At 45.2% G+C, this 14,392-nt stretch carries 12 protein-coding genes; 7 read left to right on the top strand and 5 right to left on the bottom strand.

Annotated features, from left to right (window positions below):
• The first annotated feature begins 47 nt into the window (after positions 1-47).
• Complete coding sequence (locus L876_RS0107830; protein WP_028763296.1) at positions 48-1,265, top strand: endonuclease/exonuclease/phosphatase family protein; 1,218 nt, start codon at positions 48-50, stop codon at positions 1,263-1,265.
• 66 nt (positions 1,266-1,331) lie between these two features.
• On the opposite strand, the gene L876_RS21350 is transcribed toward L876_RS0107830, so the two are convergent.
• On the bottom strand, positions 1,332-2,597 hold the full coding sequence (locus L876_RS21350) for a DEAD/DEAH box helicase (RefSeq protein WP_037428205.1): 1,266 nt from the start codon (positions 2,595-2,597) through the stop codon (positions 1,332-1,334).
• A gap of 123 nt (positions 2,598-2,720) precedes the next feature.
• Positions 2,721-5,771 carry an EAL domain-containing protein gene (locus tag L876_RS0107820; RefSeq protein ID WP_028763295.1) on the bottom strand — a complete coding sequence of 1,017 codons (3,051 nt, stop codon included), beginning with the start codon at positions 5,769-5,771 and terminating at the stop codon, positions 2,721-2,723.
• A gap of 362 nt (positions 5,772-6,133) precedes the next feature.
• Between L876_RS0107820 and L876_RS0107815 the strand changes: the two genes are divergently transcribed.
• Together L876_RS0107815 and L876_RS0107810 are read left to right on the top strand one after the other, a co-directional pair.
• The gene (locus tag L876_RS0107815; protein WP_028763294.1) at positions 6,134-6,886 is read left to right on the top strand and encodes a substrate-binding periplasmic protein; all 753 of its coding nucleotides are present in this window, start codon (positions 6,134-6,136) and stop codon (positions 6,884-6,886) included.
• A 99-nt stretch (positions 6,887-6,985) separates the two neighbouring features.
• Positions 6,986-7,432 carry a thioesterase family protein gene (locus L876_RS0107810; protein WP_051413025.1) on the top strand — a complete coding sequence of 149 codons (447 nt, stop codon included), beginning with the start codon at positions 6,986-6,988 and terminating at the stop codon, positions 7,430-7,432.
• Here L876_RS0107810 and L876_RS0107805 read toward each other — a convergent pair.
• Together L876_RS0107805 and L876_RS0107800 are read right to left on the bottom strand one after the other, a co-directional pair.
• Positions 7,427-8,926 (bottom strand): putative bifunctional diguanylate cyclase/phosphodiesterase, encoded by a 1,500-nt coding sequence (locus L876_RS0107805; RefSeq protein WP_028763292.1) that lies wholly within the window; start codon positions 8,924-8,926, stop codon positions 7,427-7,429. The two genes, L876_RS0107810 and L876_RS0107805, sit on opposite strands and share 6 nt — an antisense overlap.
• Positions 8,927-8,987: 61 nt before the next feature.
• Positions 8,988-9,830: an HDOD domain-containing protein gene (locus tag L876_RS0107800; protein WP_028763291.1), complete on the bottom strand. Its 843-nt coding sequence runs from the start codon at positions 9,828-9,830 to the stop codon at positions 8,988-8,990.
• A 290-nt stretch (positions 9,831-10,120) separates the two neighbouring features.
• On the opposite strand from L876_RS0107800, the gene trhP reads away from it, so the two are divergent.
• Both trhP and L876_RS0107790 read left to right on the top strand, forming a co-directional pair.
• Positions 10,121-11,485, top strand: coding sequence for a prephenate-dependent tRNA uridine(34) hydroxylase TrhP (gene trhP, locus L876_RS0107795; RefSeq protein WP_028763290.1), 1,365 nt, complete (start codon positions 10,121-10,123; stop codon positions 11,483-11,485).
• A 14-nt stretch (positions 11,486-11,499) separates the two neighbouring features.
• Positions 11,500-11,757, top strand: a complete 258-nt coding sequence (locus L876_RS0107790; RefSeq protein ID WP_028763289.1) for a YfhL family 4Fe-4S dicluster ferredoxin — start codon at positions 11,500-11,502, stop codon at positions 11,755-11,757.
• Between the two features lie 53 nt (positions 11,758-11,810).
• On the opposite strand, the gene ubiT is transcribed toward L876_RS0107790, so the two are convergent.
• Positions 11,811-12,323, bottom strand: a complete 513-nt coding sequence (gene ubiT / locus L876_RS0107785) for a ubiquinone anaerobic biosynthesis accessory factor UbiT (RefSeq protein ID WP_028763288.1) — start codon at positions 12,321-12,323, stop codon at positions 11,811-11,813.
• A 198-nt stretch (positions 12,324-12,521) separates the two neighbouring features.
• Here ubiT and ubiU point away from each other — a divergent pair, with 198 nt between their 5' ends.
• Entirely contained in the window at positions 12,522-13,523 is a 1,002-nt protein-coding gene (gene ubiU, locus L876_RS0107780; protein WP_028763287.1) for a ubiquinone anaerobic biosynthesis protein UbiU, read from the top strand.
• A gap of 16 nt (positions 13,524-13,539) precedes the next feature.
• The gene (locus L876_RS0107775) at positions 13,540-14,391 is read left to right on the top strand and encodes a U32 family peptidase (protein WP_028763286.1); all 852 of its coding nucleotides are present in this window, start codon (positions 13,540-13,542) and stop codon (positions 14,389-14,391) included.
• Position 14,392 lies beyond the last annotated feature (1 nt).

The raw sequence follows: 14,392 nt of genomic DNA, 5'->3' as shown, positions 1-14,392 counted from the left end.
CGTCAAGATAGGCGTCAACAACATACTAATAATTGATGGGTCAAAATATGAAACTACTAAAAACCGCTGCGGCGATTGCCGTATCAGTCGCACTGCTTGCTGGCTGTAATTCATCGGACGATAACAATACTCAAAGCGAAACAGTGCGCTTTGCAACCTATAACATCTCATTTGATCGCACCGAAGCGGGCAAGATATATGAAGAGTTAGCCGCAGGCGAAAGCCAGCAGATAAAGCACATTGCCGAAGTGCTACAACGCACACGTCCTGACGTGGTATTTTTAACTGAATTCGATCACGACGGCGTCGGCTTGAACGATCAAGGTGTTAAAGACTTTAATAGCAAATTCTTAGGCCAATCTCAAAATGGCGCTGAGCCAATTGACTACCCCTATTACTATCTTGCGCCGACAAATACAGGCTTATTGGCATCAAAAGATCTCGATGGCAACGGCATCATTGCCCTGCCTAACGATGCTTACGGTTTCGGCTTTTATCATGGCCAATATGCCTTTGTAGTGATGTCTAAATATCCTTTAGACACCGACAATATCCGTAGCTTCCAAAAATTCCTCTGGAAAGATATGCCAAATGCGGCGTTGCCGACGACAGAGTCTGGCGACAGCTATTACAGTGAAGAGGCGTTATCAGATTTCAGGCTCTCGTCTAAAAACCATATTGATGTCCCCGTGAAGATTGGTGAGCATACTGTCCACCTTTTAGGTATGCATCCAACACCGCCAGTATTTGATGGCCCAGAAGATAGAAATGGTAAACGTAACCACGATGAGATCCGCTTGTTCTCAGATTACATCAGTGATGATGTTACCCAAGCTTACTATCTCATTGATGACAAAGGCACTAAGGGCGGCTTAGGCATCGATGCCTCCTTTATCATTGCCGGAGATTTTAATGCCGACCCTGTCGATGGTGACTCTTACCAATATGCTATTCGTCAACTATTAAACCATAGCCGAGTGTCTCAGGAAGTCGCTGTTGGCAACTATATTCCGCAGAGTAAAGGTGCGGCCGAATATCAAACCGATAAACCTTACGTTGGGAATCCAGGTGACTGGACACAACTCTATCCACTGCGCTTAGACTATGTACTGCCATCAAACAACCTTGATGTCGTCGATAGCGGCGTATATTGGGAAGAAAAAGATAGCCCACAGCGTTATCTTTTTGAAAATGAAGCGGGCGAGCAAGGTAAGAGCGTCTCTTCTGATCACCGTTTAGTCTGGGTCGACATTAAACTCGACTAACTTAAGGCAAAAAAAGCCCCGCAAATTACCGCGGGGCTTTTTTATCAATAGGAGTTTTGTTGTCAGTTAACGTGAAGATTTATTCGCACGACGACTAGCATAACTATTGGTCAGCTTCTTACCTGATGATTTTTTACGTTTATACTGCACCTTAGGCTTAGCGGATGAGTCAACCTGTAACTCTCGGTATCTCGCAGGCAATGGCGCACCTAATTCATAACCAGGCTCAATATGACGTGGCAACACTTCGCCAATTAACCCTTCAATCTCTTTGAGCATTTTCTCATCATTTAACGCCACAAAAGAGATGGCATGACCTGTGTTACCCGCACGCCCTGTGCGACCAATACGATGAACATAATCTTCTGCGGCAAAAGGCAATTCTAAGTTAACCACCAAAGGTAATGCCGCGATATCTAACCCGCGAGCTGCGACATCTGTGGCGACCATTACCCGCAATTCACCAGCTTTAAACTGCTCTAATGCACGATTGCGGGCGCCCTGAGTTTTATCGCCATGGAATACCGCATTGTTAATGCCATCAAGTTTAAGCTCTTTGTGCAGAGCTTCAGCGCTCTCTTTGGTGCTCACAAAAACCAACACTTGCTGCCAATTATTACGCCCAATCAACTCAGCTAACAGCTCTGCCTTACGACGCTTATCAACACTATAGACCTCTTGCCTAACCAGATCGGCAGTAGTGCTTTGTGCCACATTGATCCACTCAGGAGTCTGCAACATCTTGGTCGCTAGGGCTTTAATACCAGAACTAAATGTGGCAGAAAATAGCTGTGTAGAATGGTGCGCAGCAACTAAAGTTTTCACTCTTTCGATATCTTTTACAAAGCCAAGATCTAGCATTCTATCAGCTTCATCGACAATCAATTGATTGACATCGGCAAGCTCAAGTCCATGCTGGCCAATCAGATCAAACAGTCTCCCAGGAGTGGCCACAAGAATGTCCACACCTTGATTTATTGCCTTACGTTGTGGGTTTATATTTGCTCCGCCATAAACCGCAACACTCGATAACCCAGTATCACGACTATAACGACTAATGCTCTCCCCTACCTGTATTGCAAGCTCTCTAGTGGGTGTGAGCACTAACACATTAAGTTGTCCCACTGTGCGTGACGCGTTCATGAGTCGATGTAACATAGGAAAGGTATAAGCCGCGGTTTTCCCAGTACCCGTTTCAGCGCACACCATAATGTCACGCCCCTCAATAGCCACTGGAATCACTTTTGATTGCACTTGAGTCAGCTGCGTATACCCGCAATGTTGGGCCGCAGTTAACAACTGGGGATGAAGGCTAAGCGAATCGAAGGTCATAGTGCACTCGTGGGTTAATAACTAATGGGTTCAAAAAGTGAGCGCGGAGTCTAACAAAAACCCCGAGGGAAGGATATCGACATAGGCAATAAAACCGTCACCGCGGCACAACTTTCTCGTGGCTTACTCGCTTTGCGCCACTGAGCTCCTTTTTCCCATAAGGTAAGCTTGCTCAAATTCAGCGAGGCACACAGGCTTAGAGTAAAGATAACCTTGGCCATAATCGCACCCAGCGGCTGCTAATATCTGCTTCTGATGTTCAGTCTCGACGCCCTCTGCAATCACCTTGATCCCGAGCTTGTGCGCCATGACGATAATCGCTTCGCATAACGCCACCCCATCACTATCATCTTCTAAATTACGAGTAAAAGATTGGTCAATTTTGAGGTAATCGATATCGAACTTCTTCAGGTAAGCTAACGATGAATAACCCGTACCAAAGTCATCTAACGAGACTTGTATCCCGGCATCGCGATAAGCCAGCAACTTGTCAGTCACCCCCATTGACGCATCCAGCAATAGGCCCTCGGTAATTTCAACACAGATAGCGTTACTTGATAGATCCAAATGGCGTAACAGTGACAACCAATCGGCAAAGGTGACCCCTTCATCCCTAAACTGAATCGGCGATTTATTGATGCTTATTTGGATTTCGACGCCAAATTGACTGCGCCAACGTGCACTCTGTTGCGCTGCCTTTTCAAATACCCAGTTACCAATCTCATTGATAAGCCCAGTTTCTTCCGCAACCGGTATAAACTCAGCAGGTGAAACCATGCCTCGCTCAGGATGATGCCAACGAATCAATGCTTCCACTTTATAGACCTCGCCGCTACTCATATCGACAATCGGCTGAAAGTAAATCTCAAATTCCTTTCGGTTAATCGCATTGCGCAGATCTTTAATTAACTCCATACGATATCTTGCATATTCTTGCATGGAGGGCGTGAAGTAATGAAAACGATTACGCCCCTGCTCTTTAGCGGCATACATCGCCTGATCCGCATGTTTAAGCAGCCCATCAATGCTAGTCGCATCATCTGGATACATAGTGATCCCAATACTCGCACTGATATAAGCAGTTTCATCCCCCAAACTATAGGGCTCTGATAAACGGTCTAAAATACTCTGAGCAACTCGCTCAACACCGCGCGGAGAGTCTACATTTAATAATACAACGGTAAATTCATCGCCCCCTAGCCTTGCCACCACATCAGACTCACGAATACAACCTTTCAATCGTTTAGCCGTCTCTTGAAGCAAGAGATCCCCCATGTCATGACCTAAGGTATCGTTAACCTCTTTGAAAAAATCCAAATCAAGAAACATCAACGCAAAATGGCTTTCACTACGATCTATTTTGAGCATCTCCGTGCCTAAATATTCCAGCAACATACGGCGATTAGGTAGCCCGGTTAGCGGATCATAGTTAGCCTGTTTCCAAATAATATGTTCGGCCTGTTTCTTTTCTGTAATATCAGAAAACAGTGCAACGCGGCGAAATACGTCACCATGTTTGTCATAAATCGTATTAATGGTCAGCCATACCATGTACTCACCGCCGGTCTTGCTTTTAAGCCATAACTCCCCTTGCCAGTATCCCTTTTCATCAATGGCAGCGTTCATATCATCGTACTGAGAACGGCTAGTACGATCGCACTGCAAAATGCCAATATGTTGATTGACCACTTCATCTTTTTGGTAACCCGTGATGGCAGTGAAAGCGGCATTGATGGTGATAATATTCCCTTTATGATCTTGCACACTCATCGCTTCACTGGAGTTGTTGTACACAGATGCCGCCAGTTCTAGTGAATCTTGTACCTGTTTACGCTGAGTAATGTCCGTGTGCACCCCACACATTCGCAGCGGCTCACCAAATGAATCGCGGCTAACCACTCTGCCAGTATCGAATACCCAATGCTCTTGTCCAGATAAGCTGGACACTCGATACTCAATCTCATGTTGGTCGGTTTCGCCTTTGAGGTGGCGATCCATCGACTTTAATACATCAATTCTATCTTGGGGATGGATGGCATCAGTCCACATCCGCCCATCACGATTAAGCGCTTCCAATTCACACCCTAACAACTTAGCGCACCACTCATTGCGTTTAGTTTCATTGGTTTTAATGTTCCAATCCCAAAAACCTAAGTCACTACTTTCTAGCACCAGAGCCAATCGCTCTTGGCTGGTACTCATGGCAATTTCGGCCTCCTTATGGGAGGTAATATCGATAAGCCCAGCAATCACCATCTCTACATTATGGTTAACCCGTCGACACGCTACGGTAAGATGGGTATAGACAATCTCACCATCTTTTGCCACAAAACGCTTATCCATTTCATACTCATCAATCTCACCGGCTAGCATCCGTTCAAACTGATTAACATCAGCTTCTAAATCTTCAAAATAGGTCAGTTGTCCCCATGTCATGGTTAACAACTCTGCTTCGCTGTATTTCAGCATTTTGCATAATCTTGGGTTGACCTTAACCCAATGCTGGTCAACCGATGTGATGGCGATCCCCATGTTGCCAATGTCAAATTGAGAACGGAAAATGAAATCATCTTGCAGCTGAATCTTGGCATCTCGCTCAATCTCAAAACGCCGCGAAAGCAGCAAACCAAGTAACACTGTCAATATAGGGAAAATAGCAAGAATTGGTAACGCTGCATGCTCTAACAGGGTGATAAAAATGTCTAAGGGGAGTAACGCAAATAAGCCTAACGAAATGAGGTGTAATAGAAAGCCAAAACCATAAAGTTCTTTGAAGGTCAAATCTGCAATTAAGTTTTTACGATAATAACGCCATAGGCTGCCGAAAGCACCAGAGACGATGATAATTGCAATACCCGCCCACATCGCTGCACCACCTTCAATGAGGCGATAAACCACCGCGATGGTCACGGCAATAAACGTAGGTAACCCACCAAAAAATAGGCCGCTTATCCCCAGAATAACTGACCGAGCGTCGAAAAAAATACCTGGTTGATACTGCCATGAGGTCAACATGGTGATCAGGGTGATCACACCAATAACAACCCCCATTATCACTCGCCACAATAAAAAATATTCGCTGCGTTGCTGACGAGGCACCGCATCGTATATGAATATCATAATGAGCAATAACGCCGCATTTTGGAAAAGGGCAAAAAACGTATCTTGATTCATAAATTATTTAACATTTAATAGCCATACTGATAACACCACCTCAGTGTAGCAGAGTAAAACATTAAATCACTGCCTAATCATATAGAAGTGACTGATTTTGAGTAAAATACATCGGCATCTTTCTAGCATTTCATACCAGCTACACAACTTATTCTACGGCATTTTCTTGATGGCTGCGCCGTCAAATGCTGGAATAAATACTCCGATTAATGCCTACCCTCACAATAAAAAACTGCAGAGTTCACACAAAATTAAGGCGGTACTTTATTCACGAAAGAAAATGCTGCATTGTACCCGATTGATCTATATTAAAAACCGTTTATCATTAACGGCTAACGGACGCTGTTGCTTCAAGGAATCAGATGCTACCCTCTCACTTAGTTAAAGTGATTACAGCTTTTTTATTACTGTTAACCTCACTTCACGTCAATGCTGACAATCGTAATAATACGATTCACTTAGCTGCCGAAGATAATTGGGCCCCTTTTGCCGACCATGATGGCAAAGGCTTATCACACCAGCTGATTAACAGCGCATTTTCTCGAGTCAATATTGATGTAGAAAGTACCGTCGTCTCCTACGCTAGAGGCCTGGTTATGGCTAAAAAAGGACTGGTAGACGGTGTTTTTAATCTTCATAAAGAGCAAGGGACAGAAAATCAATTTATCTTTGGTGAAGAGCCGCTGTTTTCAACCCAAGCCTCTTTTTATCACAACAACGCTCACCCCATAATGATCGCAGATAAATGGGCCATCCCTCCCGGCACTAGAGTCGGTGTTATTGAAGGCTATGAATATGGCGATGAACTCGCACAATTAACACAGCTAAAATTGATCCAAGTTGCCAACCATCATCAACTTATCAACCTACTCCTGTTAAGTCGAATCGATATGGTGATCATGTACGATCAAGTTGCAAAGCAGTACCTCAATCAGATGGGCGTTGAGCAGGTAATAGGCAAGAGCGTACATAACCATACAGGCATACTCTATGTCGCTTTCTCCAAAGAGAACCCACAAGCAATCCATTATGCTGCGATGCTTGATCAGGGATTGAGAGAACTCAAAAAAGATGGCAGTTACAACAGAATATTAGCATCCATAACAAGCGACTAAACAGTGATGGCTCGCTCACGACTCATAAGGCGCTTCTTTTCGAATAATGCGATATGGTAAGCTAGCCCCTTATCTCGCTAAATTGGACCTCCGCTTTTCATGATGGCATCATCCGAACATACGCTTAGCCCACAGTACAGCTTTCCCGTTCAGATTTACTATGAGGATACTGACTTTTCAGGCGTTGTTTATCATCCTAATTTCTTAAAGTACTTCGAACGCGCGCGTGAGCATGTTATTGGCGCCGACATTTTGGCCAATCTATGGCAAGAACAGGGATTGGGGTTCGCAGTCTATCGCAGTGACATGCTATGTCATGATGGAGTGGAGTTTGCCGATATTATTGATGTGCGCACGCGTTTCTATTTTGAAAGCAAATACCGCACGGTATGGCTGCAGGAGATATGGCGCCCTAATGGGAAAAAACCTGCGGTCACGGCACAGATAGAGATGGTTTGTATGAACAAGGCACGTCAACTTGCCCCCATGTCACCCTCGTTAATCAGCAAGCTAAGTCAGAATTTCACATCCCAGATTAAGCTATAACGATATTTTTTGATTAAGTTTACGCCAGTTCATCTCTAATTCAGCGGCGGTCATAGGTTTAGCAAACAGGTCGCCCTGAATTTTATCCACGTTCATAGTATTAAGTAACTTAAATACTGGCGTGGTTTCAACGCCCTCAACCGTAACCGTGAACCCCAGCCCTTTTGCTAACCCCACCGCACTATTTAAGAGCTGCTGCCCACGCGCATCGGTTTCAATATTATCTAAAAACGCCCGATCAATCTTAACCTCATCAATCGGTAGCTGTTTTAAATATGCTAATGACGAATGTCCAGTGCCAAAATCATCAATGGCAACGTTTATACCCGCACGTTTTAAGTCGCTTAAGATCTCAGTTGTTCGGCTCATGTCTGTCATCAATTGGCTTTCGGTTACTTCAATAGCCAACACTTCTGGAGATAAACCGCAACTTATCAGGTTAGATAAAAGATGCTCGCACAGCCGTGAATTACTGAGATCATCAATGGCTAAATTAACTGCGACTTGCATTGCTATTCCGCTGTCTCGCCAATGCTTTTGCTGTAGGCATACCTGCTCGATAACCCAATGGCTTAAAATACTGATCATCCCCGCACATTCGAGTAACGGTATAAACTCCCCAGGTGAGATAGGCCCAAGCTCGGAGCTATTCCAGCGAATGAGTGCCTCGACATGGGTACAACCGCCACCCACAACATTGTATTTAGGCTGATAAACAAGATAGAGCTCTTGCTGCGCTATCGCGCGTGGGAAACAGCTAATAATGGTCAACTGACGATGCTGGCTCTTATCATCGCCTTCAACATAACTAGCGATTAAATTTGCGCTACTTTTAGCCCGAATAAGCGCTAAATCTAGGCGTCTGAGCATCTGGCTAACATCACTGTGGTGCTTCGCAAGATCCATGTAGCCTAGCTGCACCTGCAACTTAATCGAGGTGTCATTTATCTGAATCGGTTGTTGTAATTGTTGTTGCAATGCCATGAGCTGCGTTTCATTTAGCGACTGCTTGAAATAGATAAGAAACTCATCTTCATTCATGCGCGCTAAGATCTCTTTGTCGCCAACATGACCTTGTAACCGCTGCGCCATGGCGACTAATAACTTGTCGCCAAAATCAAAGCCCAACAGGTCATTTACGTACCGGAAGCGGTACAGGTCAAACATCACAAACATCCCTCGGGTCACTGGCATTAAACGTGTCAATTTGGCTTTGAGACCGACCCGATTTATCAACCCGGTTAACTTATCTCTACCCGATGGTGGTGGAAGGTGATTAAGCAGTTGTTGTAATTGAACATACAGCGGAATATAACGAAGAGGTACGTTGGGCACCTGTAAAGGTTGTCGATTTCTGTGTTGCTTACTCAGCTGGTTATACAAGGCCATTAAAAACTTAGCGTCAGCTTTTCTATGCCAGTACCAATAGATGATACCAGCTATACCAACAATGATGAGGTACGCAATAACCCAATAGTACTCTATAGCGCTCACGCTAAGCCTTTATATTAATGTAAATCTCGACAGTTTTTGTCAAGGTGACTACCGACGGCAATTATTCATAACTTAATTTAATTGAATGATAGTTATCAAGAAACTCGTCAGACCCTAAGTACTCTGGTGAAACAGGTAAACCACGCTTAACAAATATATCTAAGCGTTCTTCTAAATCATGCCCAGAGCGCAACTCACCAGTGTAAAACGCAGCCGAACGAACAAAGTCCAAATAGGTCACTCGCTCAGGTAGATAAGGCAGATCAGCCCAGCGCTCTACCACCTCCATCACCTCTGGAGAGAAATCCCAACTTTTTAACACCGCTCGTCCAAGAGGTCCCTGCATTTTTCGCACTAATGCACGGAGTTGGTCAATACTAGAGAATAGATGTGGATGTGCTTCAGCCTCAGTCAGTACCGGCAGCGCACCAATGTTGTGCACTAAGCTAGCCAAAGTTAAGGTGTCATAATTTAAACCGCAGCCCTTATGGGTTTTAGAATATTTGAGTAACAAGGCACAGGCAGCAGAGGTTACCTCAATCGACGAACGCCACACTTCATCCATGACCTCCCATACCATCTCATTGGTCGAGATAAACAGTTGTTCCATCGCCACCGACGTCGCGATGGCTTTAATCTGAGTCAGTCCGATGCGTGTCACGGCACTGTTAATGTTCTCAGCTTTTATACCGCGACTGTACATGGCACTGTTGGCAACTTTTATCATCCGCGCTGAAATCGCAGCGTCTTGACCAATAATTTCAGCGACCTGCTTTGGGCTTGAATCTGGTCGAGAAACAACCTCTTGGACGCGCATTGCTACCTCAGGTAAAGTAGGCAATACTAATGCATCTGCCTTTAACTTTTTTAATAACCCAACCAGTAGTTGATGCTCGTTAGACATTATTACTCCTTAAAAAACCGTTCACCCATAGCTTAATTGAGCTGAGTATATCAGGACTCTTGATACACGTGATGGGAAAATCACACATCCAGTTAAGATTTTGTTTAATATTAGCTAAGTTTCAGATTATAGGATACTAATTGTCTTAAAATTGTGCGGCTTAAAGCTGTATTGTAGTACCACCTTGCGATTGACCACAAAATAAACACTTTCAGATTTGCATATCAAGGCTGGCATTGAGTAAAATGCCCGCCCCGAGTTAGTTCGATACCTGTAAATTGAGAGAAACTATGTTTAAACCTGAGCTACTGTCTCCTGCTGGGACCTTAAAAAATATGCGTTATGCCTTTGCTTATGGCGCCGACGCTGTCTATGCTGGCCAGCCGAGATATAGCCTGCGTGTGCGTAACAATGACTTCAAAATGGAAAACCTGGCTACCGGGATTCAAGAAGCACATAGTTTAGGTAAAAAGTTGTATGTGGTGAGTAACATTGCCCCGCACAATACTAAGCTCAAAACTTACATCAAAGATATGGAACCTGTAGTGGCGATGCAGCCTGATGCGCTGATCATGTCCGATCCAGGCCTGATTATGATGGTACGTGAAGCATTTCCAGATCAAGTCGTGCATCTCTCAGTGCAAGCAAACGCGATCAACTGGGCCTCGGTGAAATTTTGGCAACAACAAGGTATTAAGCGTGTCATTCTGTCGCGTGAGCTTTCGCTCGATGAGATAGAAGAGATCCGTCAGCGTTGCCCCGATATCGAACTAGAAGTGTTTGTCCACGGTGCACTATGCATGGCCTACTCGGGTCGTTGCCTACTTTCTGGCTATATTAATAAGCGCGATCCTAACCAAGGGACTTGTACCAATGCCTGCCGTTGGAAGTACGATACCCATGAAGCTATGCAAACAGAAACCGGTGACATTGTCGCGGTTAACCCTGATGTTCAAGTACACAACCCAACACTAGGGGCTGGTGAGCCAAGCAGTGACATTGTTTTACTGCAAGAAGCGGGTCGTCCAGGCGAATATATGCCAGCGTTTGAAGATGAACATGGTACTTATATCATGAACTCTAAAGATCTACGCGCGATTCAACATGTAGAGCGTTTGACCAAAATGGGCATCGACTCACTTAAAATCGAAGGTCGTACCAAGTCTTTCTATTATGTCGCGCGTACAGCACAGCTTTATCGTCAAGCTATTGAAGATGCCGCTGCTGGACGTGAGTTTAACCCAGCACTGATGTACCAACTGGAAGGGCTTGCACACCGAGGGTACACAGAAGGGTTCTTGCGTCGTCATGTCCATGACGAATACCAAAACTATGACTATGGTTATTCTATCAGTGACACCCAACAGTTTGTTGGCGAGCTGACAGGTAAGCGTAACGCACAAGGCATGGCTGAAATCGATGTAAAGAACAAGTTCTCTGTTGGCGACAGTGTTGAATTGATGACGCCACAAGGTAATATCAATCTAACTATCGATTATTTAGAAAACCGTAAGGGTGAAAGTGTTGAAGCTGGTCTAGGATCAGGACACTTTGTCTTCTTGCCCGTACCTAAAGAGGTCGACATCGACAAAGCAATATTGATGCGTAATTTGACCGAAGGTCAGAATACCCGTAATCCGCATACTCCAGCATAATTGGGCCTGACACCATGGCATTACTGATCGACGATAGTTGCATTAACTGTGATATGTGTGAGCCTGAATGCCCAAATCAGGCCATCACCATGGGTGAAGAGATCTATGAAATTGACCCAGACCTCTGCACAGAGTGTGTCGGTCATTACGACAAACCCACTTGCGTATCGGTTTGCCCTATCGATTGTATTGACCCCGATCCCGAGCATGTCGAATCTGACGATGAGCTATTGGTTAAATATCACCTGATCACTGGCAAGCCTATTAGCTAACGACTAAAAAAAGCGAAGTCATCGACTTCGCTTTTTTTTACCTTAAAATCACACTACGCCCACTTCGTATCGGCTTTAGTCTGGAGCTGCATCACCATCGCAGCAAGGCGCTCGATGCTATCTCTGACGAGTGACGGCATGGTATCAAACTCAATACTCAACAGTAGGTTTTTCACCTCTAGGCCCAACTCGGTATCGCCTTCAATCGACAGTTTACGCTGGAAAAACAGAGTATCAGGGTCTTCTTTGCCTGCGGCTATCAGTAACAGCTCTTTGGTTTCACCGCTAAAGATCACCTCAGCGCTTCCCATTTCTCGAATCATAAACTGTGTTTCAAAACTGACTTGGAAACTAAGCTGCATATCAGTGATATTGATCTCAACCCAACGCTCACTGAGAAACTCAAGCTCCTCGTCTTCAATCTGCGTTGCCATGAGCTGGTTAAGTAGCTTTTCTAAGATCCGAGCTTTAAACGAAAATGGCACTAATGTTAAAGGCTTAGCGGCCACGACCGGCCCATATTGCAACAACTGCTGAGCCAAGGTGGCCATCAAGTTCTTTTGCATCGCAAATATACTCCTAACAAGCATTGAGTTCGAAAGAGTTGAACCAACTCAAATTTTCAAGAAATGTCCCGCCAAAATTAGCAAGACTGAGAATGAAAGCAATTTTAACCAGCTTTTATGATCACAAACCTGTTTTACATCAAGATTTTCTCTGCCAAACCCTTTTACACTTCACTATTTTTCAGAGAGCGCCTCAAAATGGAACTACTGTGTCCCGCTGGTAACCTAGCATCCTTAAAAGTCGCCCTTAACGCTGGCGCCGATGCCATCTATTTAGGCTTAAAGGATGACACCAATGCTCGTTCATTCGCTGGCTTAAATTTTACGCCAAAGAAGCTTGCCCAGGCGGTTGACTATACTAAGCAGCAAGGCAAAAAAATCTTCCTGACCATTAATACTTTCCCTAAACCTGGTGAAGAGCAGCGCTGGTATCAAGCGATAGATCTTGCCGCCAATACTGGCGTTGATGCACTGATAATGGCCGACCTTTCGCTGCTCGATTACGCGCATAGTCGTTATCCTCACCTGCCACTGCACCTCTCGGTACAAGCCAGTGCCACCAACCTTGGCGCGCTAACGCTGTATAAGAAAGAGTTTAATATTGAACGGGCCGTACTCCCGCGCGTGCTATCAATGAAGCAGGTCAGAGATCTGGCCAAAGTCACCCCTGTCGACCTGGAAGTGTTCGCATTTGGTAGCCTCTGCATTATGGCAGAAGGTCGTTGCCACCTTTCCTCTTATGTGACAGGTCAATCTCCCAATACCGGAGGTTCCTGCTCGCCAGCTAAAGATGTACGCTGGCAAGAGGTTGGCGATCGTCGCCTGACTCGTCTCAATGAGGTATTAATCGACCAATCTGATATTGATGAGCAGATGGGGTATCCCGTGGTTTGCAAAGGTCGATACACCACAGAGGAGAACCCCCAACCTAGCTATCTATTGGAATCTCCCACCAGCCTTAACACGCTCAGTTTGCTACCCGAACTCGCTAAAGCGAACGTTGTATCGTTAAAAATCGAGGGACGCCAACGCAGCCCAGCTTATGTTGAGCAGGTCACTAGAGTGTGGCGACAGGCTATCGATACTTACCTCAATAACCCAAGTGCATTTAGCACCCAAGACAGTTGGGAGCATGCGCTGGCTAAAGTTTCTGAAGGTCAAATCACTACCCTAGGTGCCTACGAGCGCACGTGGCAATAGCCCATAAGGACAGACGATGAAAACATCCCTCGGCCCATTGTTATATTGTTGGCCCAAAGCACAAGTTATCGAATTTTATCAAGCGGTCGCCAATAGCGATATTCCGCTAGTCTATGTTGGTGAGACGGTATGCAGTCGCCGTCGCGAAGTGAAGTTTAGTGACTATTTGCAAATTGCTAAGGAGTTAAAAGCTTCAGGCAAGCAAGTGGTGATCTCTACTCTGACACTTATCGAAGCACAATCAGAGTTTAGTGAACTTAAAAAGCAAGTTGATAATGGTGAGTTTATCATTGAAGCCAATGATATGGGTGCCGTCGAAGTGGCCAGAAGTCATGGGCTGCCCTTCGTTTGCGGCCCTAGCATAAACAACTACAATGCGGCGACCTTGAACAAACTCGCTACTTGGGGGATGCAACGATTTGTCATGCCTCTTGAGCTCTCCCAGCAATGGTTAGTATCAGTAGTTGATGCATTGACACCAAAGCGTGTCGAAGTCGAAGTCTTTGGTCACGGATATATGCCACTGGCCCATTCAGCACGCTGCTTTAGCGCAAGACATATGGGACTGGCCAAGGACAAGTGCCAGACCGTTTGTATTCAACACCCAAAAGGCTTGTTAGCACAAACCCAAGAGGCGCAACCGCTGCTGCGATTAAATGGCATTCAAACTCAATCGGCCAGTTTGTGTGACCTTCGCGATCAACAAGCCATTATGCAAGGTCTGGGAGTGGACTACTTTAGAGTGTCGCCAAGCGCGATGGCATCAATCGAGATTGCCAATGATATAAGCAAGGTAACGGATAACGCTGACGCCCTAAAATGCAACGGCTATTGGCATCAGCAAGCTGGGCTAAATATGCAGTCTTAAG

Source organism: Shewanella colwelliana ATCC 39565, assembly GCF_000518705.1.
Lineage (GTDB): Bacteria > Pseudomonadota > Gammaproteobacteria > Enterobacterales > Shewanellaceae > Shewanella > Shewanella colwelliana.
This window is presented reverse-complemented; position numbering and strand designations above follow the sequence as displayed.

What these genes read in the sequence shown, in the direction of transcription:
- ubiT (WP_028763288.1), bottom strand. Translation starts at nt 12,323, where the DNA reads ATGCAAAAGAACTTGATGGCCACCTTGGCTCAGCAGTTGTTGCAATAT.
- L876_RS0107820 (WP_028763295.1), bottom strand. Translation starts at nt 5,771, where the DNA reads ATGAATCAAGATACGTTTTTTGCCCTTTTCCAAAATGCGGCGTTATTG.
- L876_RS21350 (WP_037428205.1), bottom strand. Translation starts at nt 2,597, where the DNA reads ATGACCTTCGATTCGCTTAGCCTTCATCCCCAGTTGTTAACTGCGGCC.
- ubiU (WP_028763287.1), top strand. Translation starts at nt 12,522, where the DNA reads ATGGAACTACTGTGTCCCGCTGGTAACCTAGCATCCTTAAAAGTCGCC.
- L876_RS0107775 (WP_028763286.1), top strand. Translation starts at nt 13,540, where the DNA reads ATGAAAACATCCCTCGGCCCATTGTTATATTGTTGGCCCAAAGCACAA.
- L876_RS0107800 (WP_028763291.1), bottom strand. Translation starts at nt 9,830, where the DNA reads ATGTCTAACGAGCATCAACTACTGGTTGGGTTATTAAAAAAGTTAAAG.
- L876_RS0107810 (WP_051413025.1), top strand. Translation starts at nt 6,986, where the DNA reads ATGATGGCATCATCCGAACATACGCTTAGCCCACAGTACAGCTTTCCC.
- L876_RS0107830 (WP_028763296.1), top strand. Translation starts at nt 48, where the DNA reads ATGAAACTACTAAAAACCGCTGCGGCGATTGCCGTATCAGTCGCACTG.
- L876_RS0107815 (WP_028763294.1), top strand. Translation starts at nt 6,134, where the DNA reads ATGCTACCCTCTCACTTAGTTAAAGTGATTACAGCTTTTTTATTACTG.
- L876_RS0107790 (WP_028763289.1), top strand. Translation starts at nt 11,500, where the DNA reads ATGGCATTACTGATCGACGATAGTTGCATTAACTGTGATATGTGTGAG.
- trhP (WP_028763290.1), top strand. Translation starts at nt 10,121, where the DNA reads ATGTTTAAACCTGAGCTACTGTCTCCTGCTGGGACCTTAAAAAATATG.